A 21,691-nucleotide genomic window follows, 5' to 3' on the forward strand; every position below is an offset into this window, starting at 1 on the left:
TTTTGTTTATTAATTCCGAAAAATAAGAATTTATAAGATCACTTTAAAAAAAGCCTCTCGGTAAGAGATAATAGAAAAAGTAATAGAAAGGAAGTGTATGAATGAGCGATCGCACAATCACAGCAAGATGGGCATCGAAAATAGGATTTGTCCTCGCCGCCGCGGGATCTGCCATCGGTCTCGGAGCGATCTGGAAGTTTCCTTATGTGGCGGGAACGAGCGGAGGGGGCGCATTTTTCCTTGTGTTTGTCCTTTTTACAATCCTTTTAGGGTATCCCTTGCTTCTTGGGGAATTTATTTTAGGAAGAAAAAGCCAATCCGATGCCGTCGGCACCTATCAAAAAATAGCACCGGGGACGCCTTGGGTGGTCACAGGCTGGATTGGAATCGCCGCTTGTTTTCTCGTGCTGTCCTTTTACAGTGTGATCGGCGGCTGGATCCTGCTGTATATCATGAAAGCTGTGTCCGGTTCATTGTCGGGTCTTTCACAAGCTGAATATGGGGCCCTTTTTGGCTCGATCATACAAGATCCATGGCAAACGCTGGCAGCGCAGCTTCTGTTTATCATCATGACGATCATTGTCGTTGCCAAAGGTGTACAAAAAGGAATCGAACGGGTCAGTACAATCATGATGCCGCTCTTATTTATTTTATTTATCGCCCTTGTTTTACGGGCTTTAACATTAGATCATGCGATGGACGGCGTTCGTTTCCTGCTTGTCCCGGACTTTGGCAGCCTGACGCCAAAGGCGGTCCTTTTTGCGCTTGGACAAGCTTTTTTCACATTGACACTCGGCGTGTCCGTGATGGTGACCTACAGCTCTTATTTGTCAAAAACGCAAAACCTGCCAAAATCGGCGCTGTCGATCGTCATCATGAATCTTGCCGTCACACTTTTGGCCGGTCTGGCGATTTTTCCGGCCGTCTTCTCATTCGGCCTTAAGCCTGATGAGGGTCCGACCTTATTGTTTGCGGTGCTGCCCGCAGTTTTTGGCCAGCTTCCGTTCGGCATGCTGTTCTTTATCGCTTTTTTGGTCGCCTTTTTATTTGCCGCGCTGACATCGGCTTTTTCGATGATCGAAATCATCGTCGCCGCTGTGACGAAAGGTGAGCAGGCCAAAAGGGCGACATGGACCTGGACAATCGGGCTTCTGATTTTTGCCGCGGGCATCCCTTCATGTCTGTCATTCGGTGTGCTTCATCAGCCGTTCATTTTTGACAAGACGTTCTTTGATGCGGCGGATTACATTGTCAGCAATGTGCTGATGCCGCTGGGAGCGCTGTTTATTTCCATTTTTGTGCCGCTGAAATTGTCAAAGCGCGATTTATTTGAAGAGATGAAAAGCGGATCAAAGGCGGGGAGAGGGTTCTTTCTCGTGTGGTTTTACCTGCTCCGCTTTCTTGTTCCGCTCGCGATCGTTCTTGTTTTCTTAAACTTAATCGGCGTATTTTCATTTTAAATTGATCAGGAGATGGGAGATTATGATGCAACACCTTCAAAAGATGTTTCCAAGCGAGGATGGCAATCATGAGGCGCGGTTTGAGCTGCTCGGACTGCTTGAAACCGTCCTGAGCGGAATCGATAAGCTGAAAGATCCGGGCCGGCTGGCGCTCGGCACTGCATCAGCCGTTGCGTCAGATTATTACGAGAAAGTGATCGATGAGGCCGTTTTGCCTGTGAAAGGGCTTGGAGCAAAAAAGAGTGTTGAAGAACTGCTGACATTGGCGGATGGCCATCGTTTTCTCAATCGGCATTATGTAGCGAATGCGACCCCGCTGCCGAACAATGCCAGCATTGCGGGCAATCTGCTCATGGTTCTTTTAAATGGAAATAATCTATGGGATGTCGATGGCACGGCAGCTGCCAAAGCAGAGGTGAAAATCACCAGCATGCTCTCGGACATCGTCGGGCTTGACAGGCAAACAAGCGCGGGTTTTACGACCTGGGGAGGACAGGGCGCCGTCTTTCAATCGCTCAGGATCGCGATCGCAAATGCGTGTCCGGAAGCGAATCAAAAAGGGACGCCGCACCATCTGTACGCATTTTGTTCCGAACTGTCGCATTTCAGCCTCTATAAATCGATGGAAGCCTCAGGGATAGGAACGGACCATTTGATCAAGGTCAAAACTGGTCGCGATCATGCGATGAGTCTGATCGATCTGCGTGAGAAAATGGAGGCTGTCATTGCTGACGGCGGACTACCGGTTTATGTGATGGCAACGCTTGGTGCGACAGATACATTCGGAATCGATGATTTAGCGGGGATCAGGCAGGTGACGGAGGAGCTTGAAGGCAAATACGGCCTGCCCCATATCTACATCCATGCCGACACGGCGATGGGCGGAATGTACAGCTTTTTTAACGGGTATGATGTTGCGGAAAATCCGCTCCGGTTTGAGGAGGAAGTGCTTGAAACACTTGTCCGCTACAGATCGCATTTTCAGCACCTGCATCTTGCGGACAGCCTTGTCTTTGATTTTCATAAACTCGGGCAAACCCCATATACGACAAGTCTTTTTTTAATCAAAAACAGGAAGGCTTTAAAAGCGGTCGATCTTGACCCGGATGAGACGCCGTATGTCGGAAACAGAGGATTTGGCAGCTATCATACAAGCTATACGCTGGAATGCTCACGAATGGGGAGCAGCATTCCGATTTATGCGTCATTGCTTGCTTTCGGCATCCAAGGCTACCAAGAGATTTTAGCGAATTACATCAGGGTCAATCTCGCGTTTCGCAAAAAGCTGACAGAAGCTTTTTCAAATGCAGCTGTCACCAATGATGCTTCGCCGGTGACGACATTCCGGTTTTACCCCCGTGATGTCCGCTATCAAGATGAACTCACCGGAAACATTACAGAGGCGGAAGTGGAAAACATCAATAAGTATAATGAAAAAATTGCGGAAAGATTGGGGAGGTTCCGCAATCAGACGTATTTTGGCAGCACCAAAAAACAAAAATATGTCTATCCTGCTGACAGCCGGTCGCCTGTACCGCTCTACGTGCAGAAATTTTACAGTGTGTCTCCTTACACGACGGTTGAAGCGGTTGACGGGTATATTGATTTTTTAAAAGCGCATGTTGAATCGTCGGATGTCACAACCTGGTAAACGTCAAAAAGATATGGAAAAAGGGCCTTATTTTATTCCCTTCTCCCATATCTTTTTTCGTTCACGATGTGAAAAGCAGGCTTTGAAGACTCGGCTTTTATATGTGGGGATTCCGTCTGTCTACCGCTCAGTTCCTTTTTTGAACCGGTATCCATATTTCGCTTTTGAACGTCGGCGAGGCGATATCCTGGTGCTCGTTCCAAAGGATTTCCGGCCCTTCGATTTGTTCATAGTTTGCGGATGGAAACCATTCTGCATAAATCCGCCCCCACACACTTTGCAGTGTATCGGGAAACGGGCCTATCGCTTCGAATACGGCCCATGTTGAAGCTGGCACTTCAAGATGTGTAAAATGCTGCGGGGACTCTTTCGTTGTAGCGGCGCCGATATAATGATCGAGCTCACCTTGCTCCTCCATCCGCCCCTCAGAAAAATTGGCGGACGCTTGAATGATTCCGCCAGGCTCCACATTGGACAGTTCTTTCAGCTGCTTGATCATATCGCTGTTTAACGTTTTCCACATGGCGGCGATGTCCGGATGGATTCCGTCAAATATGACGGGCACCCTTTTCTTGATGCCGACGATGCGGAAGGCCGGCTTTTCTTCAATCCGGTAGTTCATTTCACTTCCTCCTTTGATGGTTAATTGGAAGGTCAGCGGCGGATATGCTTTCAGCATGTGAGAACCGTATCTTGCTTCCGTCGGCGTGATCCCGTGCAGTTTTTGAAACGCCCTTGTGAAAGCGTCAGGGGACCTGTATCCGTACTTAACCGCAACATCAATCACTTTAGCTCCGCCGTCTTTCAGCTCAAACGCCGCTAGCGTCAGGCGTCTGCGGCGAATGTATTCTGACAGGGAGACACCGGCGAGAAAGGAAAACATCCGTTTAAAATGATATTCAGAGCATAAAGCGAGCTTTGCCGCTTTTTTAATGTCAATATCGTCCGCCAGATGTTTTTCGATGTACGACATGGCTTCATTCATGTTCTTCAGCAAATCCATAAGATAACCTCCTTTGTCTATACATTAACAGGAAGCGAATCAGGCCATCCGACTTTTCGTGCCCGGTTGTGCAGGGATTTATTTATTGACCAAACCACGCTTTGTGCAGCCTTTTGATGCCCAATGCAATCTCCTCTTCAGAAAGCCCTCCAAATCCGAGAAGTACAGCCGTATTCTGCGGCGGCGCCGCATATGAGACAGATGCGGGATAGACTTTGACGCCTTCTTCAAGCGCTTTTAAAATCAGCCGTTCTTCGCTTTGTTCGCCTTGTATTTCAAGAATGATGTGAAGACCCGCATTTTCTCCCTTGATGGCGGCATATCCTCCCAGCTCCCGTATAACGGCTTCAAGCAATGTTTTCCGTTTTTTTCTGTAAAGCGTCCTCATACGGTTGATATGTCTTTGATATTCGCCGTTTTCCATAAATTTCGCGATAGCCTGCTGCAAATGGCGGGAAACGGTATGTTTATACAATGAAGCAAGCTCATGTCCTTTTTCGGCCAAAGGAAGGGGCAGAACCATGTAGCTGACTCTTAAGGAGGGAATCAGCGACTTTGAAAAAGTCCCCATATAGATAACACGGTCGTTTTGGTCAAGTCCGTGGAGGGAGGGAATCGGCTGCCCCGCATAGCGGAACTCTCCGTCATAATCATCTTCAATTATATAAGCGCCCCGTGATGTCGCCCAATCAAGCAGCTTCATTCTGCGGCCGACCGGCATGATCATGCCGAGCGGAAATTGATGGGAGGGTGTAACATAAGCCAGTGCGGGCTGGTGTTGAGCAAGTTCATTGACGCAAATTCCGCTGTCATCAACGGCTGTCGGGATGACCTTGAGCCCGCCTGTCTGCAAGACCGATTTGGAGCGATGGAATCCCGGGTTTTCAAATCCGACGGCCGCGCCTCTTGGGAACAGCCGGCATAAAAACTGCAGTAAAATCGGTGTCCCGGCGCCGACGATGATTTGCTCCGGTGAACAAACGACGCCGCGCGATTCTCTGAGGTATACGGCAATCATCTTTCTTAACGACAGATCTCCGGCCGGCGGCCCGCTCTGAAAAAGTTCGGCACTTGAAATATCAATCGTTTTGGCGAGCGTTTTTTTCCATGCGGAGATCGGAAATGACGAGAGATCGACATGGCCGTGGTGAAAATCGATGACTTCCTCGGAGAGCGGTGCTTCTTCCTCCGCTGTTTCAAAAGGAGGAGGGGGCGAAAACGCTTGAAAATCACCATCTGCTTCAGCCGCATACCAGCCCTTCCGTGGCTTTGTGATCAGGTAGCCTTCGGCGGTAAGCTGATCATATGCATGCTCAACGGTTGTTTGGCTGACGTTTAAATGTCTGGAGAGCGCCCGTTTGGAGGGAAGTTTTGTCCCCGGCTGGATATGTCCGCTATGGATTTCATTTTTGAAAAACGTATACAGCTGCTGATAAAGCGGCTCGTCATGTTCACGGTTTAAAAAAGGTGTTATATCCATATGATCATACCTTTCAAGATAACTGGCATTCACTATTTTAGCAAAACTGACTATTTTAATCATGCCAGATGTCAGGTTAAAGTAAATCCATAACCAATAGAAAGGAATGATATTGTTGCTTTATTTCAAAGAAATTCAATCTGAAACAGAACGAAAGGAAGTATATCCGGTGATGAAACAGCTGCGACCGCATCTCGATGAATCGGCGTTTTTAGAGCTCGTTGGAACATTGCAGAAAACCGAAAATTACAAGCTTTTGGCACTGTACAGCAATGACGTTCCCGTTTCTTTGGCGGGCTTCTCAAAGCGAGTAACATTAAATCAAGGAGCCCATGTTTGGGTGGAGGATCTGGTGACGTGTGAAAAACACCGGTCAAAAGGCTATGGAAAACAGCTGCTCTCGGCTGTCGAGGAATGGGCCAAGCAGCAGGGCTGTCGGTCTGTCGCACTGTCATCAGGGACACAGCGACGCGACGCCCACCGTTTTTACGAAGAAAAAATGAAATACAATAAGGCGAGTTATTTATACCGAAAGCCGCTTTAGCAGGGGAGCGGATGTAAAGGCATAAAAAACCGCCTCCTGCTGTGATGGTAAAACCAAAATGCGGAGGCGGTTTTTTATTCAAATGGGTATCTTTCCGGAAAGCGGGGCGGACATCGGCTTATGGCGCTGGTGTCCGCTCTCGACTTCCGCGTCTTTAGTTTTCAAAGCTCCATCATCAAAAACCAAGCTGCAGATTCGTATCAATTGACACAATCGTCCAGACGCAGATGAGGATGAAAATGTTGAGCACAACACCAAGGAGCCCTAATCCGGTCCGGCCTTTTTTGATGAATAGCTCGATGATGCCGAGCGGAATGGCGGCCATTGCAAAAGGAAGCATTTTAAAGGAATAAGCGAATGAATCGCTGATGATCGCCAAATTTAAAATGAGCAGGGAAAGAATCGCTGTCGCGACAGATACCCATCCAAATACATTATGCTCTTTAAAAATTCTTACCAGTTCCATAATGCCACCTCACCTACTTTAGCTGCTTTTACAGGACCTTTATCAATCAGCTCTTCAATTTCTTTTGAAGGACCGGTCACCACCGCGCCATACACATTCACACCGTTTTTCTCAACGTAGTCAAGCCGTTTTGCAAGCTTTAAGTCTTTTCTGCCTGATATCGTTTCAGCCCACTTATTGTGTTTGATCATATATGACAGGGCTGCTTTGAACTGCTCCGCATCGCTTTGATCGGAATTTTGATAGACGTAAATGCGGTCGGAATCCTTCCCTGGATAGCCGATCGGCTCAGCGTATGGATGCTCTTTTAAATCGGTTTCTGTTTCAATCGCATTCCAAAGGACGCGTACATCATATCTTTTTAACTTGTCGTACAGTTCCCTTGTCGGATAGGATCTTTCAAATGAAACGTAAGCTTCTGTCACCGTTCCGTCAGGCAATTGTTTCAAGATCGCTTTGGCTTTGGAAGTCGATTTTTCTTTGATGCCTCCCGGATAGACAAAATGCCTTTCTTCCTGTGTGAGCTCCTGGTTATATTGGTGAACCCGCGGGGCCTTCAGCTGGTCAAAGAACATCTCTACTTCCTCGTTTCCAACCACTTTTGTCACATTGCCGATCTGTTTCTTTAATGGAAACTGGGTCTTGATGCCAAAAAGCTGCACTTTGTTGACGAGTGCATCCGTATCCACCTGAATGTTCGGCTTTGTGACGGCCACCGTCATTGAAGCGGTCTGCACCAACGCATTTCCTTTGCTTTCATGTCCGCCCATGCCGTAGTATAAATAGCTTCCAAGCGTGCACAGCGGCAGAATGATGAGCGTGGAAAGGACAGCAAGAGCTGAAATCCGCATATATGATTTATTTTTCCCATATCTTAAAATCGCTTTTTGCTTTTCAGGACTGAGGGTGAGGTCCCAATTTTCGTCTTTCATTTCCTGATCCAGCATGTTCTGATACTCTTCGAGCTGTTCAAGCTCTTCTTCAACCTTGATCATTTCCGCTTCGGAAAGCTCGCCGTTTTTATACTGTTCCCAACGTTTTTTGAAATCTTCATTCATCGTTAACACCTCTGTTGTAAAGTGCTTTCAGACGCTGTCTGGCACGAAATAAAACACTTTTAAAATTAGCCTCTGAGATATTCATCAAGCTTGATGCTTCCTTGTAGTTCAGCTCTTTTAAATAATACAGCGTAAGCGCTTCCCGGTAGTTATCGGGGAGCTGGTTCATATATAGCGTCAACACTTCCTTAATCTCGACCTGGTGGGCAGGGCTTTGGACCGCGTTTTGAAACAAGCTTCCGATCATATCGTCAGAAATCGTTACTTCCTTTTTATGCTTTCTGACATAATCGATAAACGCATTCCGAGCCACTTGAAAAAGCCAGGGCTTCACCTTGCTGTGGTCGTAAGAGTGGATGTGTATGTAGGCTCTCATAAAGGTTTCCTGAAGCAAATCCTCTGCAAGATGTTTGTCTTTCGTCATGGAGAGCAGAAACCTGTAAACATCATTCATATACATTTGGTAAATTTCATCGATAGTCACTGCCTTTTCTCCCCTCTATGTTATAAACGCATAAGAAAGGTTTGAAGTTGCACTCAACATGTCCACGGCTGTTTTTTCCTCCAATTTCTTACCCTTAAAAATCATCTATCCTATATAATAACTGAACATGTTCAAAAAAACTAATGATGGATGAGAGGGAATTTTTGAAAGTTCCCCCAATCGCCCGGACAAACTCGTGTTAGATAACGACAGAAAATTAGAGATACCATAAAGCTTTGTTATTGGTCAAGGGTTAGCTGACGGAGTGCTTTTTATTTACTGAAGAACCGGACACAGACGGGTTCTTGAAAATCGATCTATAGACTGCGGTAAATTGAATAGACGGAATAGCACAAATCCAGTTGTCAAAAAATGCCTCCTTCCGCAAAATAATTACCATAAATCAAAAAAGATGTAAAAAATTTTCATTAGACTGAAAAATTTCAATTTGGGGAAAGGGATGAGGGGCCTTGAGTGTAAAAATACCGTCTCAAAAAGTGGGAAACATGTTAAATCAATGGTATGGGATCATTAAGCTTCAGCAGGTTCATAAAGCAAAATTAATGAGAGATCAGATTGAACATGCTCTTAAAAACATGGAAGAAGACCAAGATGTCCTACTGTCTTTAATTTAATAGATTCAAGATATAAAATGCTGGTTGATCAATATAGCTTGTCAGGCAGTCTCTTGAAAAGAATGGAACATCAAGCTGAAGAAAAGAAGACGGACGACATGCTGCAATATTATTTTTATTTCTTCAGCGGTATGTATGAATTTTATATGAAGAATTTCACCGATGCCATTCATTTTTACAGGATAGCGGAATCTAAGCTTCAACAAATTCCGGATGAAATCGAGATAGCAGAATTTCATTATCAAGTGGCAATCGCCTATTACAAAATGAAGCAACACTTCTTTTCGCTAAATCACATTGAAAAAGCGTTAGATTCATTTAAGGCTTATGAAGAGTACAGCAATCGAGTGATTAACAGCGAAATGGTACTTGCCGCTAATCAAGTTGATTTATATCGTTTTGAAGAAGCCGCAAAGCTTTATAAACATGCTTTAAATAAGGCACGCGACAATAAAAACAGCCTTATTGAAAGCTTTGCATGTTTTAATTTAGGGGTGTGTTACGAAAGAAGAGATTTGTTGGACGAGTCAAAAACATACTTTGAACAAGCGGCAAACATTCAAGAACGCGAAAATTCGATTTTTGGAATACGCAGTACATATATGTTGAGCCGAGTGAATTATAAACAAAATTTATTGAATGAAGCTCGTCGTTGGTATCAACAAAGCTTTTCCTGGGCCGATGCAGAAGATGAATTTGAATATAAGGCAAAGCTTCAAATGATATACTCATTGTATGATCGGCACGATCCTGCAAAAATAGACGAAGCTTTGGGACAGCTGAGAGAAAAAAAGTTGTGGTCAGATGTTGCAGAATTAACAACCATAATTGCACTTCATTACAAAAAAGAAGGAAATATTTATCATTCAGCGAAATACTTTGAACAGGCATGTCATGCGAAGGATCAAATTCTTAAATTGACGCGTAGGTATTATCATGAAGCGTATGAAATCTATTATTGCAACTGCAGTTTTAGGCGGTCTTCTTGTTTTAGGTCTTTACAATATGACATCAAGCTCAATTGAAGCTAACGAAACCTTGCCGATAAAAATTGCTGAAAACGCAGTATTCGGTTAAAGTGAAACACCAGCCTTTCTCAAATTATGAGAAGGGCCTTTCTCGTTTTTGGGGCGAGGAAAACTCGAGTCTTTCAGGAGTATGTCAGCGAAGTCAGTGCACTTAAAACGCGAAATATCAGCTAAAACGAGCCCGTATATGAAGCCTCAATCCCCAGTTTTTAATGAAAAATCAATTTTTAGTACCAGGTAATAAAAAAAGTTGTTATAATAGAAAAGGAAAACCTAAAATCGACTACTACAATAAAGGAAGTGCCATATGTATCAGTTTATCGGTAATGCTGCAAAAGTGATTCTTTCTTTGCGCGGCGGAATTAAAGTATACAATAAGGAAAACCTTCCTAAAGATACGGGTTTCGTGCTGGCCTGCACACATTCCGGATGGGTGGATGTCGTCGCATTAGGAGTCGGCATTTTGCCTCATGAAATTCACTACATGGCGAAAAAAGAGCTTTTTGAAAATAAATTATCCGGTTCTTTCCTTTCAAGCATCAACGCTTTTCCGGTCGACAGGGAAAATCCGGGGCCGAGCAGCATCAAAACCCCGATTAAATTGCTGAAAGAAGGAAAGATCGTCGGCATTTTTCCGAGCGGGACGAGAACATCGGAAGACGTTCCTTTAAAAAGAGGGGCGGTCACGATCGCCCAAATGGGAAAAGCACCGCTTGTGCCGGCGGCTTACAGCGGGCCGTCCAACGGAAAAGAGCTGTTCAAGAAAGGCAAAATGAAGCTGATCATCGGCGAGCCGCTCAATCAGGAAGACTTTGCTCAATATTCGTCAAAAGAAAAGCTGGCGAAAATGACAGAGGCTTTAAATGAAAGTATTAAAGGGCTTGAACAGCAGCTAAAGCAGATGTCATAAGAACATATTGCCAAGAAAGAACACTCCCTTAAATTGCGGGAGTGTTCTTTCTTGGGGAGTAACTTAACGTAAAGCCGTTTCTTCCAAAAACAAAAGCAATTCCCGCCAAAATGTCCGAGAGGCCTTGGCATCCGCCTCAGTGTTTCCCCCGTATACAACCTTTCGGCTCTGGCGCGCAGCGGTTGGAAAATAAGGGGGCCTGATATTGTGTCCGGCATTTTCAAAACTTAAGTGCAGAACAGAATGGGGGAAGCCTTTCTTGTTCAGCCGTTCGGCGACTTTTTTGCTCATGAGTGCCGATGGCCATACGGAATCATCTGTACTCGACGTGAGAAGGACGGGCCCATTGATATGTTCGGCTTTGATGATAGAGGGATGATCATCATTTACGTGACGCAATGCCTTTTGATAAAGGGAGAGAAAAGACTGCGGCCGCCCTGTTATTGTTTGTTTGATGAATGTCCACAGGGAAAGAATGCTGAAACACGGAAGAGATGCAAAGGTGAGCGGCGTTCTTCCAAAGCTCCAGGAAGATGTACGCCGGAGTTTTTTCAAGCCGACGCCTTGAAAGACGATCCCTCCCCCTACATGAGAAATCACAAAACGGATCTCGTGGAAGTGAGATGCGATCAAAAGCGCCAATTCTCCCCCTTTTGACCGTCCAAATATTCCGATTCGGTCATGATTGATGCCATCATGGCGAAGAAGCCATGCGATGGCTTTTTGGAAGTATTCAAGCGGGATTTCCATCAGTTGTCCGGGAAGCTCTTTGTATTGAAAATAAGGAATCGCAAGCGTCGCATATCCGTAATTTGACAACATGCCTGCCAATGTTTCATCAAGCCCTCCGTCAGAGCCGCCTAAAACGATGATAACGGGCGGCCGGACAGCGTTATGAGGACGGAAAAAGGTTCCGTACCATCCGTTTTCCTTCACTTCCTGTCTGTCGATCGTTTCAGAAAGAAGCACCCGTTTCACTTCTTTGCGCAAGATGACACATCCCTTCCGTTTTACCTCGATGCGGAAAACAGCAGGATGAACCGTTTTTTTCTCGAATGAGCAGGAAGACCCGACAGGCTGCATCGACCAGAAAAGTCCCATTTGATCTTGCACTTGATATGTGCCTTTTAGTGGAGTAGCCGCACCAGGATCAACTTCCCCGAGTGGATCGGCTTGAAAAACGGCGTGCGATCTCCAGTTGACGCCGGATTCATCCTCCGCTTGAACCATGATATCAATCATCTCCATCGGTGTGAGCCCGGTGACTTTGATCTCGATTTTTTCATCCCAACGAGATTCGGAAGGGGCGTGTAATACAGGCTGGGGGCTCATCAAGACAGCACTTCCTTTTCAAGTCTTGCATGAAACAATTCGACGCACTCCTCAATATAGTCTTCTGGTTGATCGTAGAATGCTTCCTTGAATGCGGGCAGATGATGGAACATGATGTATTGATTGAGCAGCCCGAAAAACATGCTGCTGAGAATGCAGAACCTTTCTTTTGAAATGTTTTGGCGGTTGTGATGCTTTGCCAAATAAGACGCTAAAAAGCGATTTAAACGCCGGGGAATTTCCATGATCAATTCAGAAATCCCGCTATCTTGTGTTGATTCCCTGAAGTAAACCCAAAAGACGCTGTCTTTTTCCAAATTTTCTTCGAAATAGGTTTCTGCGATCAATGTTAAATCCGCGAGCAGATTTCCGGTCAGATGTTCTTCAAGACCGCGGATAAAATCGTCCGTAGTGACATGTTGAATCACGCTTTCCCGGAATAAATTTTTTTTATTGCCGAAATGTCTAAAAAGGGTTAAATGATTGACACCTGCTTTTTCGGCGATTTCTCTGGTTGAAGCGGCTGTAAAACCTTTTTCTTTAAAGAGATTCAGAGCCGCCTGAATAATGCGTTCTCTCGTTAATTGTTTTGTCATATGTCTCTCCTTGAAATGTAATCGGATGGTTACATTTTAAAGGGAATTCGTGATGTAATCAAGTGGTTACATTTTTGATCAGCGGCTGATAAACACTATTTACACAATGTATATGTTTTCTATCGTATTGGAGGAACTGATATGAAATGGTATTTCAAAGCGTTGAAGAATTATATAGGGTTTCAAGGGAGGGCGAGACGGAAGGAGTTTTGGACATTTGCCATTTTCTCTTACTTGGTTCTTGTCATCTACGGTGTGATTAAAGGATTGATGAATCTTCCGTTAACTGGCACCGATTCTTTTCTGGGCGGACTTTATTTGATCGCCGTTTTTCTGCCGGCTCTGGCCGTTACTATTCGCAGGCTGCATGATACCGGAAAAAACGGAGGATGGATCTTCATCGTCTTTATTCCTCTCATTGGCATGTTGACTTTATTGATACTGCTTTGTCTAGACGGAGAAAAGGGAGAAAATCAATACGGGCCGAATCCTAAATGACCAAAAAAAGATGGATGTTCAGAATGAACATCCATCTTTATATTGTTATTCCGCTTCTTCAAGCAGCGGTTCAGCCGCTTTTTGGACCTCTACATATGAGACGTGGTGGCCGTCGATTTCATTAATGGTAAACTCGTATCCCTGTTCTGCGATCATGTCGCCCTTTTGGACGTCGTATTTCTGCGTCAGGAACCACCCGCCGATCGTGTCAACTTCTTCATTGTCCAGCTGGATGCCGAGCAGATCGTTGACCTGGTTGACCAGCACTTTTCCGTCGAGGATGTAGTGATCTTCATCGATTTTGCGGATTTCATTGATTTCGTCTATATCAAATTCATCGCGGATTTCACCGACGATTTCTTCGATGATATCCTCAACCGTAACCAGTCCGGCCGTTCCGCCGTACTCATCGGACAGAATGGACATGTGGACGCGTTCCCTCTGCATTTTGAGGAGCAGATCGTGAATCGGAACGGTTTCGATCACATGAATGATCGGGTTGATAAATTGCTCAATCGTGTCTTCTTTGGAGCATTCTCCGCTGATGCAGGCCGTCAGTATTTCTTTGACATTGACGACGCCGATGATGTTGTCCTTATCGCCGTCCTCGACGGGATAGCGCGTGTATCCTTCGGCTTTCGTAATGTCGATCATATCCTTGATTTTCATATCATGCGGAAAGCTGACGACTTCTGTTCTCGGAATCATGATTTCCTTGGCAAGACGGTCATCGAATTCAAAAATTTTGTTTACATATTTGAACTCGGACTGATTGATTTCGCCGCTTTTGTAGCTTTCTGACAGAATGATCCGCAGCTCTTCTTCCGAGTGCGCCATTTCGTTTTCCGAAACCGCTTCAAGGCCAAACGATTTCGTCAACAGCCTTGCTGATCCGTTCAGCGCCCAAATGAATGGAAACATGATGCGGTAAAACCAGATCAGGGGTTTTGCGAATGCAAAGGAGATCGCTTCCGCCTTTTGAATCGCCAGCGTTTTTGGTGCAAGCTCCCCGACGACAACGTGCAGGAACGTAATGAAGCTGAAGGCGATCACAACGGACACGATATGTGAAACAGAACTTGGAATGTTCCATTCGGTAAAAAGCGGTTCAAGCAGACGGGCGACCGTCGGCTCCCCGAGCCATCCAAGGCCGAGTGCCGTCAAAGTAATGCCGAGCTGGCAGGCCGATAAGTACTCGTCTAAATGCGTGATCACTTTCTTGACCGATACCGCTGTTTTGTTTCCTTCAGCAATCAGCTGGTCAACCCGCGAGCTTCTGATTCTGATAATCGCAAACTCAGACGCTACGAAAAATGCTGTCAAAGCAATTAAAACAGCAACAAAAATCAAATTAACTATTTCCAATTAGGACCTTCACTCTAGCGTGAGAATGAAGGTAACACCTCCTGTTTAGTAAAGATTAACTAAAGCAGCAGCAAAAATGACTGGATGACCGTCATTTTTTCAGGAGAAAGCCGGCTTTTGAGAATCTCCCGCTCATCGGGATTTAGCCGTTTCATTCTGTTTATAATCACGGAGATATTGTCATTGACATGATCAATTTCCGCCGTCAGGCTTCCAATTTCGTCATCATTCACTGTTGAAGAGGGAAACTGGTTTTCCAGCCGCATTTTGATGTCGGACAGGGCCAATCTCTGCTGCTTGCAGTCTGTAATAAATTTCAGCCGTTTGAGAGCAACTTCATCATAATAACGGTAGTTTGAACATGATCTGTCAGGCGTTAAAAGCCCGAGATTCGTGTAATAATCAACGGTCCGTTTTGTTACGCCTGCTGCAGCTGCTAATTCGCCAATACGATATTTCTCTGCCCCATCTGCATCCCTCCTCAACCATCACGTTATAGTTATAAAACATTTTAATATATTAGAAGCCGTTTATACAAGTTAATTGAATAAAAAAGGGCGAGAACATGATGCAGACCGCTTTATTTTTCTAAAAATTTGTGAAAATATTGTTAGATTTAAAGTTTAGACATTTGACTGACTCTTTTTTAATAAAGTAAGATAATAGTATATATTGGCTTGGAGGTGGTTTGATGGGGCCCTCTGCATAGTCATTCATACAGAACACACATCAGCCTTATTACGTGAATTTGATTTCATCAGGAGGTGACTCCTTATCCTTTTAGGGATAAGGTTAAATGGACGATATAGTTAGTCTGATTATCATCGGCGTTCTGATTGCTTTGACCGCTTTTTTTGTAGCATCAGAATTTGCGATTGTCAGAGTGAGGAGCTCAAAGATTGATCAGCTGATAGCGGAAGGAAATAAAAGGGCAGTTCGGGCAAAGCAAGTGGTGTCTGATTTGGATGAGTACTTGTCAGCCTGCCAGCTTGGAATTACGATCACTGCTTTAGGTTTGGGCTGGATGGGTGAGCCTACGGTCAGAAAGGTTTTGCATCCGCTCTTTGAAAGCCTGCATGTTTCAGATTCTGTTTCACATGCACTGTCGGTTGCCATCGCTTTTTGCCTGATTACATTCCTGAACGTCGTGGTTGGCGAACTCGCTCCGAAAACGATCGCGATCCAAAAAGCCGAACAAATCACATTGTGGCTGGCAGGACCGCTGCATTTTTTCAATGTTGTCATGTTCCCATTCATATGGGTGCTGAATGCGTCGGCCAGAGTGCTGACCGGATTATTCGGTTTGAAGCCCGCTTCGGAAAAGGATGAATCCCATACCGAAGAAGAGCTGAGAATCCTGTTATCAGAAAGCTACAAAAGTGGAGAAATTAATCCGTCTGAATATAAATACGTCAATAAAATTTTTGAGTTTGACAATCGGATCGCCAAAGAAATCATGGTGCCGCGCACAGAAATCGCTTCCGTCTCTGTGGATATGCCGATCGATGAGGCGCTGTCTGTGATGCTGAAAGAAAAATACACGCGTTGGCCCGTCTATAAAGGCGATAAGGACCATGTGATCGGCATGATCAACACGAAACAGCTGTTTACCGATATGCTGTTCATGTCGGACGCGGAGAAAAAGCGGCTGTCCCTTGAAGCCTACGTCCGTCCCGTCATTGAAGTGATTGACACCGTCCCTGTGCAAAAGCTGCTGATTAAAATGCAGCGGGAACGGATTCACATGGCGATTTTAACGGATGAATACGGGGGAACGTCAGGCCTTGTGACGACTGAGGATATTCTCGAAGAAATCGTCGGTGACATCAGAGACGAATTTGATGAAGACGAAACACCGCTCATTCAAAAGGTTTCCGAGCATGAGTACATCATGGACGGAAAGGTCAGAATCGATCAGGTCAATGAGCTGTTTGCCGATGAGATCGAGGAGGAGGAAGTCGAAACGGTCGGCGGACTCGTGTTGAAGGAAAATATAGATATAGCGGAAGGAGAGGCGGTTCATGTCGGCTCCTATACGATCACGGTGCTTGAGATGGAAGGCCGGCTGATCAAGCATGTGGAAATCAAACAGGAGCAGACGACAGAACACGTGGAGCTGGCACCGTCAAACCCGATTGTCGTAAACGAAATCACCTTGAGCGAAAAGTAGCTCAAGGTGATTTTTATGTTTGTAAGAAAAAAGACCCTGAGAGAAAAGGCATTTGAACAAGGGCATTCGTTCGTTTATAATGGGAACAAATGTTCTGTTTATAGGGGGGGATGGTTGTGCTTTGGTATGAAAGCCTTTCCGAGAATGAAAAGAAAACGTATATGAAGCGAATCGAATTTCATTTGCGCAATTGGAAAAATTACAAAGCCGCCGTATTCAATTTGGAAAGGAGGATGGATAAGGAAGCGGAAAGCGGATTGATCAAAGAAGCGGATGTGAACGATCAAATCGCCTCGGAAAAAAGACTCTATCAATATTTGCTGGACGCCATGGAAACGGCTTTGGCCGAATTGGATGAGGTTGAGCGCACATTTATTGAATACCGCTATTTCCATAATTGGAGCATGGGCAAATGTGCAATGGAAATCGGCTGCAGTGAAAAAACGCTGTTTTTAATGAAAAAAGCGCTGTTGGACAAGCTGCTCGTCAGCTTGGTGGCGATTACGAATATTTAGGACGGGGTGGATTCGGGAATTCTTCAGTTTATTGACGGAATGTTGACGCGGCATGAGGGCTGCTTTCTTATATGATGATGAAAACAGGGGCAGGTGTATAGGAAAACCGGCCTTTGTTTCAACAAACTAAGGAGGAGAAAGAGCATGGATATTTCTGATATCGCACTCGTTCCGCTTGTCACAGGTTTGGTTCATACGGTAAAGATTTTGGGCGTTCAGAAACGATTTCTCCCCGTTTTTGCGATTATGTTCGGAATCTGGATTTCTTTGTTTTTGACATCGGGGAACTGGAAGGAAGACATGATGATCGGAACCTGGCTTGGATTGTCATCAGTCGGTTTTTATTCAGGCTCAAAAAACATTTTTAAGCCGTTGACAAAAGAGGAAATCGAACATGACGGCTGATTGGTCCCGGGAGGCATATGTGGAAGCAGCAAGCGGGGAAAGTATGACGATGATCGAATAAGGCTAAAGCGAAAAAAATCCATTTTGACGGAAAGCCAAAATGGATTTTTTTCGTCAGGCAGCGATCTTACTTGACATTCGTGGATTTTCCCCTGCCTTTAGGCGGGCGCAAATCGGAAACTCTATGCCGATCCTAAACAGCTGCTTCATTATATGACGCTCCCCGCCCAGAATCCCCCGATACATAAGCCAAGTGTGAGCAATATGTATGCTGCCGATGCCGAAAACCGTTTGGCGAGAATCAGCTCTACCGCTTCAACACTGAACGTGGAAAATGTTGTGAATCCCCCGAAAAATCCCGTGCCGACGATGATCGAGACCGCGTGATTGTCAATGCCAAGACTGACAAAAATGCCGAGGGCAAAAGAGCCGAGAATATTGATCAGCATAATGCTGACGGGGATGCGCGGCTTCGGCACCCTCGACATGATGATATTGCCGAGCCAAAACCTTAATAGAGATCCGATTCCGCCTGCAATCATAAAACCAGCTGCGATCATGATCCAAAACGCTCCTTTTTGTTTTCCGCTGTGCCGCCGATTCGTTTTCCTAACATAATGCCGAGCAATGCGAAGCATACCCCGCCGGCGAGAGACGCCGCCAAGTACATGATTCCGATCTCAGGGGCGGAGGAATGCAGGATCAAGACGGTTTCTTTGGAAAACGCCGACATTGTCGTATATCCTCCGCAAAAGCCGGTTCCTAAGCAAAGCTGGACGAGCGGTTTTTTCGCCCGAAACGAAAAAAAGCCTGTCAGCAGGCCGAGAAGCAAGCTTCCCGAGCAATTTTCGATAAAAGTCGCCCAAGGAAAAAAACCGGCTCCTGCATTCAAGTTTACTATATAACGAAGAAGTGAACCGAGTGCCCCTCCGATAAAAACAGCGAGATATTTCATGCTTTTCCTTCTTTCTTAAAATAATCGGGATAATCGGTGATGATTCCGTCAATCTTCCAGCTCTCTAACCGGCGGCCGGTTTTTTGTCCGTTCACCGTCCAGGCTAAAGCCTTTAAATCATGGCTGTGAATCGCGTTGATCAAAAACGGGCTGAGCCTCGTATGTTTTACGCTGACATAATCGGCAAAAGATGCGATGTGCCGAAGCTGACCGCGCGGCACCATGCCGAATCTCGGTCTGATCAAAACAGCGGCCGGGATGGCAGGATACAGCTTGTGCATCGTTTTAATGGCACCGGCATCAAATGATTGCACGATCGTCTTCATGGAAAATCCGAAACTGCTGATCAGCTTGCCGATGACATTTTCAATTCCCGGTTGTGTTTTAGAAGACTTGATTTCGATCAGAAGCCCCGTTTTTTTGTGATACTTTTCGAGAACCTCGTCAAGGATGGGAATGTTTTCGCCTTTAAAAGCGGGGCTGAACCAGCTTCCCGCGTCAAGTTTTTCGAGCTCGCTCATCGTAAACTGCCGAACGAAGCCCGCGCCGTTTGTCGTTCTGTCGACCCTGTCATCATGAATGACAGCAAGCCTGCCGTCTTTTGTCAACTGTACATCAAGCTCTATGAAGTCAGCCCCCAGCTCGCATGCTTTTTCAAAAGCGGCAAACGTATTTTCCGGTGCATAACCTGAGGCTCCGCGATGGGCGATGATATGCAAACATGTCAGCTCCTCTTCATAAAGTTCTTTCCATATCAAGGATACCCGAACAGGTGATGCAAGTAAAATTAAAATGGCGCTGGCAGTGAGCCCGCTTTGCTTAAAACGACAAGCCTCGGCAAAATTAGTGCGAAAGTTTCATTTGTTTCATTTTCAGATAATTTATAATGAAAAAAAGGAGGCTTAGCTGATGGGTAAAGGGAGAATAAAAGTGGAAGAACGGATTAAGATCGAAACCGATGCTGAAATGTTTAAAGCGACTCTCCTTGATCAAACACAGTCTCAGAAGAAAAAATAGCCGTGTTGACCCGAATCATTTGTCTCTTGGAAACATCAAAATCGAACAGTCAAACTCCGGGTGATTTTTCCCGGAGTTTTTTTATGCGGGGTTTGGAGGAAGGCTGTCTGCAGGGATTGTTTTAAAAATACAAATGGGTTACACTTGGCATGATTCTCCCCTGTACAATAAAAAGAGAAATTTTTCGAAGCTTTTAGTATAATGAATGCTTGATGAATGTGAATAAGGAGAGACAGCAATGTTTACAAAGTATATGACGATGGATTTCGCTGCTGAAATCGGGATCAGCATCGGGATTTTGCTTTTATTTTTCTTGCTTAGAAAAATATTCACGAAATACTTGTTCAACTTGATATTGAAATTAACGCATAAACCGAAAACCGATTTTTTCAATCAGGTGGCGCTCGCGTTTGAGAAGCCTGCGAGATGGTTTTTTGCGATTCTCGGTATTTATTTAGCCATTATTTACTCGCCGTTTTTCGAAGAGCATATGGCGATTATTCATAGGCTGTACAGAGTGTCCGTTGTTGTGATTGTTGTCAGCGGCCTCTACAATTTAACGGCAGCATCATCTGTTTTGTTCAACAAAATCTCGAAGCGGCTCGAACTGGATATGGACGACATACTCGCTCCGTTCCTGTCGAAAATTCTCCGCTTTATTATCGTGGCGCTCGGTATCAGCGTGATCGCCGGGGAGTTCAATTATGATGTGAACGGGTTTGTCGCCGGACTCGGGCTCGGCGGATTTGCTTTTGCACTTGCGGCGAAAGATACGATCGGGAACTTTTTCGGAGGAATCGTCATCATTATGGAGAAGCCTTTCACAATTGGGGATTGGATTGAAACGACCATCGTCACCGGAACGGTCGAGGATATATCGTTTAGAAGCACGAAAATCCGCACCGCGGGAGAGTCGCTCGTCACCGTTCCCAATTCGGTTCTGGCCAATGAAGCGATCAGCAACTGGACGAAGATGAGAAAGCGCCAGGTCACATTCTCGCTTGATATTGATCCGTCAAACCCGCGGGAAAAAGTCGAAAGATGTGTGGAACGGTTTAAAGACATGCTGAGGAATCATGAAGGAGTCCATCCGGAAGTGATCATGGTCAATCTTGAGGTGCTGAAGGATACGCATATGAGCATTTTCTTCAACTACTATACAAAGACGACGGTTTGGGCCGAAAACTTGGACGTCAGACAGGATGTGAACTACCGGATCCTTGAGATCATGGAAGAAGAACAGGTGGATTTTGTATCACCCGGCCACAGTCTGTTTGAATTAAAGAAGATGAAGGATCAGCAAGATCAAGCGTGATCAGCGGTTCATGAAGGGGGAGCGGCACATGCGGAGAGAAGCCGAGACATTTTTGAAATTGATCGAAAGCGCCAGACGTATCACCGTGTTAACCGGGGCCGGAATGAGCACTGAGTCCGGAATCCCGGATTTCCGTTCAGCCGGGGGAATCTGGACGGAAGATATGTCCAGAATGGAAGCGATGAGCCTCGATTATTATGAGCGTTATCCAAAGCTTTTTTGGCCGAAATTTAAAGAGCTGTTTCAAATGAAAATGACCGGATCGTATCAGCCGAATGCCGGGCACCTGTATTTAGCCGATCTTGAGCGGCAGGGAAAAGAAGTCAAAGTGTTCACGCAAAATATTGACGGGCTCCATGTCAAGGCGGGCAGCCGCCATGTATACGAACTGCACGGTTCCATCCAAACGGCGGCATGTCCTAAATGCGGAACGCGCTACGGACTTGAATACATTTTGCAGGATGAGGTTCCGAGATGCAGCCGTGTGAATGAAAACGGCAGGGAATGCGGTTTGATTTTAAAGACGGATGTCGTATTGTTCGGCGATGCTGTTCAGCATTTCGATACTTTGTTTGCAAGCCTTGATCAATCCGATCTGCTTCTGGTGATCGGCACCTCGCTTGAAGTGGCGCCCGTCAGGTTTGTTCCTGAGGAGGCCCACGGCATACCGGGTCTGAAGAAAATCATGATCAATCTGGATGAAACGGATGATGATTATTTGTTTGACCTTGTCATCCATCGTAAAGTCGCAGAATTTGTCAAAGAAATAAACGGATAAAAAGGCGTTCCATAGGGGGAACGCCT

The 21,691-nt window shown here is 45.4% G+C and carries 25 protein-coding genes; 13 read left to right on the forward strand and 12 right to left on the reverse strand.

Going from position 1 to position 21,691, the window contains the following annotated elements:
• Nucleotides 1-101 precede the first annotated feature (101 nt).
• Together ACINLD_RS00495 and ACINLD_RS00500 are read left to right on the forward strand one after the other, a co-directional pair.
• Nucleotides 102-1,460, forward strand: coding sequence for a sodium-dependent transporter (locus ACINLD_RS00495; RefSeq protein WP_409445034.1), 1,359 nt, complete (start codon nt 102-104; stop codon nt 1,458-1,460).
• Between the two features lie 25 nt (nt 1,461-1,485).
• Entirely contained in the window at nt 1,486-3,111 is a 1,626-nt protein-coding gene (locus ACINLD_RS00500) for a pyridoxal phosphate-dependent decarboxylase family protein (protein WP_409445090.1), read from the forward strand.
• Between the two features lie 127 nt (nt 3,112-3,238).
• On the opposite strand, the gene ACINLD_RS00505 is transcribed toward ACINLD_RS00500, so the two are convergent.
• Together ACINLD_RS00505 and ACINLD_RS00510 are read right to left on the reverse strand one after the other, a co-directional pair.
• On the reverse strand, nt 3,239-4,114 hold the full coding sequence (locus ACINLD_RS00505; RefSeq protein ID WP_409445032.1) for a GyrI-like domain-containing protein: 876 nt from the start codon (nt 4,112-4,114) through the stop codon (nt 3,239-3,241).
• 82 nt (nt 4,115-4,196) lie between these two features.
• Nucleotides 4,197-5,594: a PLP-dependent aminotransferase family protein gene (locus ACINLD_RS00510; RefSeq protein ID WP_077737130.1), complete on the reverse strand. Its 1,398-nt coding sequence runs from the start codon at nt 5,592-5,594 to the stop codon at nt 4,197-4,199.
• A gap of 172 nt (nt 5,595-5,766) precedes the next feature.
• On the opposite strand from ACINLD_RS00510, the gene ACINLD_RS00515 reads away from it, so the two are divergent.
• Nucleotides 5,767-6,138, forward strand: a complete 372-nt coding sequence (locus tag ACINLD_RS00515) for a GNAT family N-acetyltransferase (protein WP_409445030.1) — start codon at nt 5,767-5,769, stop codon at nt 6,136-6,138.
• Nucleotides 6,139-6,313: 175 nt separating this feature from the next.
• Here the strand turns inward: ACINLD_RS00515 and ACINLD_RS00520 are convergent, their stop codons facing one another.
• From ACINLD_RS00520 to sigM, 3 genes are read right to left on the reverse strand one after another with little or no spacing between them, the layout of a single operon-like run.
• Entirely contained in the window at nt 6,314-6,604 is a 291-nt protein-coding gene (locus ACINLD_RS00520) for a hypothetical protein (protein ID WP_026586207.1), read from the reverse strand.
• Nucleotides 6,592-7,662: an anti-sigma factor gene (locus ACINLD_RS00525; protein ID WP_409445028.1), complete on the reverse strand. Its 1,071-nt coding sequence runs from the start codon at nt 7,660-7,662 to the stop codon at nt 6,592-6,594. Before ACINLD_RS00525 ends, ACINLD_RS00520 begins: the two co-directional genes overlap by 13 nt.
• Nucleotides 7,655-8,146, reverse strand: coding sequence for an RNA polymerase sigma factor SigM (gene sigM / locus ACINLD_RS00530; protein WP_003180127.1), 492 nt, complete (start codon nt 8,144-8,146; stop codon nt 7,655-7,657). The genes ACINLD_RS00525 and sigM overlap by 8 nt, the downstream gene beginning before the upstream one ends.
• Before the next feature lie 470 nt (nt 8,147-8,616).
• Between sigM and ACINLD_RS00535 the strand changes: the two genes are divergently transcribed.
• From ACINLD_RS00535 to ACINLD_RS00545, 3 genes are all read left to right on the forward strand, one after another.
• Nucleotides 8,617-8,781, forward strand: a complete 165-nt coding sequence (locus tag ACINLD_RS00535; protein WP_256860466.1) for a hypothetical protein — start codon at nt 8,617-8,619, stop codon at nt 8,779-8,781.
• A 62-nt stretch (nt 8,782-8,843) separates the two neighbouring features.
• Entirely contained in the window at nt 8,844-9,806 is a 963-nt protein-coding gene (locus ACINLD_RS00540) for a tetratricopeptide repeat protein (RefSeq protein ID WP_409445026.1), read from the forward strand.
• A 310-nt stretch (nt 9,807-10,116) separates the two neighbouring features.
• On the forward strand, nt 10,117-10,719 hold the full coding sequence (locus ACINLD_RS00545; RefSeq protein ID WP_026586209.1) for a lysophospholipid acyltransferase family protein: 603 nt from the start codon (nt 10,117-10,119) through the stop codon (nt 10,717-10,719).
• Nucleotides 10,720-10,782: 63 nt separating this feature from the next.
• Here the strand turns inward: ACINLD_RS00545 and ACINLD_RS00550 are convergent, their stop codons facing one another.
• Complete coding sequence (locus ACINLD_RS00550; RefSeq protein WP_236251212.1) at nt 10,783-12,051, reverse strand: acyl-CoA thioester hydrolase/BAAT C-terminal domain-containing protein; 1,269 nt, start codon at nt 12,049-12,051, stop codon at nt 10,783-10,785.
• Nucleotides 12,051-12,647 (reverse strand): TetR/AcrR family transcriptional regulator, encoded by a 597-nt coding sequence (locus ACINLD_RS00555; RefSeq protein ID WP_026586211.1) that lies wholly within the window; start codon nt 12,645-12,647, stop codon nt 12,051-12,053. Before ACINLD_RS00555 ends, ACINLD_RS00550 begins: the two co-directional genes overlap by 1 nt.
• 141 nt (nt 12,648-12,788) lie before the next feature.
• Here ACINLD_RS00555 and ACINLD_RS00560 point away from each other — a divergent pair, with 141 nt between their 5' ends.
• Nucleotides 12,789-13,145, forward strand: coding sequence for a DUF805 domain-containing protein (locus ACINLD_RS00560; RefSeq protein ID WP_026586212.1), 357 nt, complete (start codon nt 12,789-12,791; stop codon nt 13,143-13,145).
• A gap of 45 nt (nt 13,146-13,190) precedes the next feature.
• Here ACINLD_RS00560 and ACINLD_RS00565 read toward each other — a convergent pair whose 3' ends face one another.
• Together ACINLD_RS00565 and ACINLD_RS00570 are read right to left on the reverse strand one after the other, a co-directional pair.
• A complete protein-coding gene (locus ACINLD_RS00565) occupies nt 13,191-14,510 on the reverse strand; it encodes a hemolysin family protein (protein ID WP_026586213.1) in 1,320 nt (439 codons plus the stop codon).
• Nucleotides 14,511-14,569: 59 nt separating this feature from the next.
• A complete protein-coding gene (locus tag ACINLD_RS00570) occupies nt 14,570-14,995 on the reverse strand; it encodes a MerR family transcriptional regulator (protein WP_026586214.1) in 426 nt (141 codons plus the stop codon).
• A gap of 311 nt (nt 14,996-15,306) precedes the next feature.
• Between ACINLD_RS00570 and ACINLD_RS00575 the strand changes: the two genes are divergently transcribed.
• The 3 genes from ACINLD_RS00575 to ACINLD_RS00585 all read left to right on the forward strand — a co-directional run bounded on the left by ACINLD_RS00575 (nt 15,307) and on the right by ACINLD_RS00585 (nt 17,600).
• Nucleotides 15,307-16,680, forward strand: coding sequence for a hemolysin family protein (locus ACINLD_RS00575; RefSeq protein WP_026586215.1), 1,374 nt, complete (start codon nt 15,307-15,309; stop codon nt 16,678-16,680).
• A gap of 116 nt (nt 16,681-16,796) precedes the next feature.
• Entirely contained in the window at nt 16,797-17,195 is a 399-nt protein-coding gene (locus ACINLD_RS00580) for a hypothetical protein (RefSeq protein ID WP_026586216.1), read from the forward strand.
• Nucleotides 17,196-17,339: 144 nt separating this feature from the next.
• Complete coding sequence (locus ACINLD_RS00585; protein ID WP_026586217.1) at nt 17,340-17,600, forward strand: hypothetical protein; 261 nt, start codon at nt 17,340-17,342, stop codon at nt 17,598-17,600.
• A gap of 209 nt (nt 17,601-17,809) precedes the next feature.
• Here ACINLD_RS00585 and crcB read toward each other — a convergent pair whose 3' ends face one another.
• Genes crcB through ACINLD_RS00600 form a run of 3 tightly spaced genes read right to left on the reverse strand, consistent with a single transcriptional unit; the run spans nt 17,810 to nt 19,274 of the window.
• Nucleotides 17,810-18,160 carry a fluoride efflux transporter CrcB gene (gene crcB / locus ACINLD_RS00590; protein ID WP_026586218.1) on the reverse strand — a complete coding sequence of 117 codons (351 nt, stop codon included), beginning with the start codon at nt 18,158-18,160 and terminating at the stop codon, nt 17,810-17,812.
• Nucleotides 18,157-18,555 carry a fluoride efflux transporter FluC gene (locus ACINLD_RS00595; RefSeq protein WP_026586219.1) on the reverse strand — a complete coding sequence of 133 codons (399 nt, stop codon included), beginning with the start codon at nt 18,553-18,555 and terminating at the stop codon, nt 18,157-18,159. Before ACINLD_RS00595 ends, crcB begins: the two co-directional genes overlap by 4 nt.
• Nucleotides 18,552-19,274 (reverse strand): glycerophosphodiester phosphodiesterase, encoded by a 723-nt coding sequence (locus ACINLD_RS00600; protein ID WP_409445022.1) that lies wholly within the window; start codon nt 19,272-19,274, stop codon nt 18,552-18,554. Before ACINLD_RS00600 ends, ACINLD_RS00595 begins: the two co-directional genes overlap by 4 nt.
• 190 nt (nt 19,275-19,464) lie before the next feature.
• Here ACINLD_RS00600 and ACINLD_RS00605 point away from each other — a divergent pair, with 190 nt between their 5' ends.
• From ACINLD_RS00605 to ACINLD_RS00615, 3 genes are all read left to right on the forward strand, one after another.
• Entirely contained in the window at nt 19,465-19,572 is a 108-nt protein-coding gene (locus tag ACINLD_RS00605) for a YhdX family protein (RefSeq protein ID WP_003180159.1), read from the forward strand.
• Nucleotides 19,573-19,810: 238 nt separating this feature from the next.
• A complete protein-coding gene (locus ACINLD_RS00610; protein ID WP_026586221.1) occupies nt 19,811-20,887 on the forward strand; it encodes a mechanosensitive ion channel family protein in 1,077 nt (358 codons plus the stop codon).
• 28 nt (nt 20,888-20,915) lie between these two features.
• Nucleotides 20,916-21,665 carry an NAD-dependent protein deacylase gene (locus ACINLD_RS00615; protein ID WP_277692564.1) on the forward strand — a complete coding sequence of 250 codons (750 nt, stop codon included), beginning with the start codon at nt 20,916-20,918 and terminating at the stop codon, nt 21,663-21,665.
• Nucleotides 21,666-21,691: the final 26 nt, after the last annotated feature.

Origin of the sequence: Bacillus sp. z60-11 (assembly GCF_046464135.1) — a bacterium.
Lineage (GTDB): Bacteria > Bacillota > Bacilli > Bacillales > Bacillaceae > Bacillus > Bacillus sonorensis_A.

Coding starts and splice junctions, on each gene's coding strand:
- ACINLD_RS00495 (WP_409445034.1), top strand. CDS start 102: ATGAGCGATCGCACAATCACAGCAAGATGGGCATCGAAAATAGGATTT.
- ACINLD_RS00500 (WP_409445090.1), top strand. CDS start 1,486: ATGCAACACCTTCAAAAGATGTTTCCAAGCGAGGATGGCAATCATGAG.
- ACINLD_RS00505 (WP_409445032.1), bottom strand. CDS start 4,114: ATGGATTTGCTGAAGAACATGAATGAAGCCATGTCGTACATCGAAAAA.
- ACINLD_RS00510 (WP_077737130.1), bottom strand. CDS start 5,594: ATGGATATAACACCTTTTTTAAACCGTGAACATGACGAGCCGCTTTAT.
- ACINLD_RS00515 (WP_409445030.1), top strand. CDS start 5,767: ATGAAACAGCTGCGACCGCATCTCGATGAATCGGCGTTTTTAGAGCTC.
- ACINLD_RS00520 (WP_026586207.1), bottom strand. CDS start 6,604: ATGGAACTGGTAAGAATTTTTAAAGAGCATAATGTATTTGGATGGGTA.
- ACINLD_RS00525 (WP_409445028.1), bottom strand. CDS start 7,662: ATGAATGAAGATTTCAAAAAACGTTGGGAACAGTATAAAAACGGCGAG.
- ACINLD_RS00540 (WP_409445026.1), top strand. CDS start 8,844: ATGGAACATCAAGCTGAAGAAAAGAAGACGGACGACATGCTGCAATAT.
- ACINLD_RS00545 (WP_026586209.1), top strand. CDS start 10,117: ATGTATCAGTTTATCGGTAATGCTGCAAAAGTGATTCTTTCTTTGCGC.
- ACINLD_RS00550 (WP_236251212.1), bottom strand. CDS start 12,051: ATGAGCCCCCAGCCTGTATTACACGCCCCTTCCGAATCTCGTTGGGAT.
- ACINLD_RS00555 (WP_026586211.1), bottom strand. CDS start 12,647: ATGACAAAACAATTAACGAGAGAACGCATTATTCAGGCGGCTCTGAAT.
- ACINLD_RS00560 (WP_026586212.1), top strand. CDS start 12,789: ATGAAATGGTATTTCAAAGCGTTGAAGAATTATATAGGGTTTCAAGGG.
- ACINLD_RS00575 (WP_026586215.1), top strand. CDS start 15,307: ATGGACGATATAGTTAGTCTGATTATCATCGGCGTTCTGATTGCTTTG.
- ACINLD_RS00585 (WP_026586217.1), top strand. CDS start 17,340: ATGGATATTTCTGATATCGCACTCGTTCCGCTTGTCACAGGTTTGGTT.
- crcB (WP_026586218.1), bottom strand. CDS start 18,160: ATGATCGCAGCTGGTTTTATGATTGCAGGCGGAATCGGATCTCTATTA.
- ACINLD_RS00595 (WP_026586219.1), bottom strand. CDS start 18,555: ATGAAATATCTCGCTGTTTTTATCGGAGGGGCACTCGGTTCACTTCTT.
- ACINLD_RS00605 (WP_003180159.1), top strand. CDS start 19,465: ATGGGTAAAGGGAGAATAAAAGTGGAAGAACGGATTAAGATCGAAACC.
- ACINLD_RS00610 (WP_026586221.1), top strand. CDS start 19,811: ATGTTTACAAAGTATATGACGATGGATTTCGCTGCTGAAATCGGGATC.
- ACINLD_RS00615 (WP_277692564.1), top strand. CDS start 20,916: ATGCGGAGAGAAGCCGAGACATTTTTGAAATTGATCGAAAGCGCCAGA.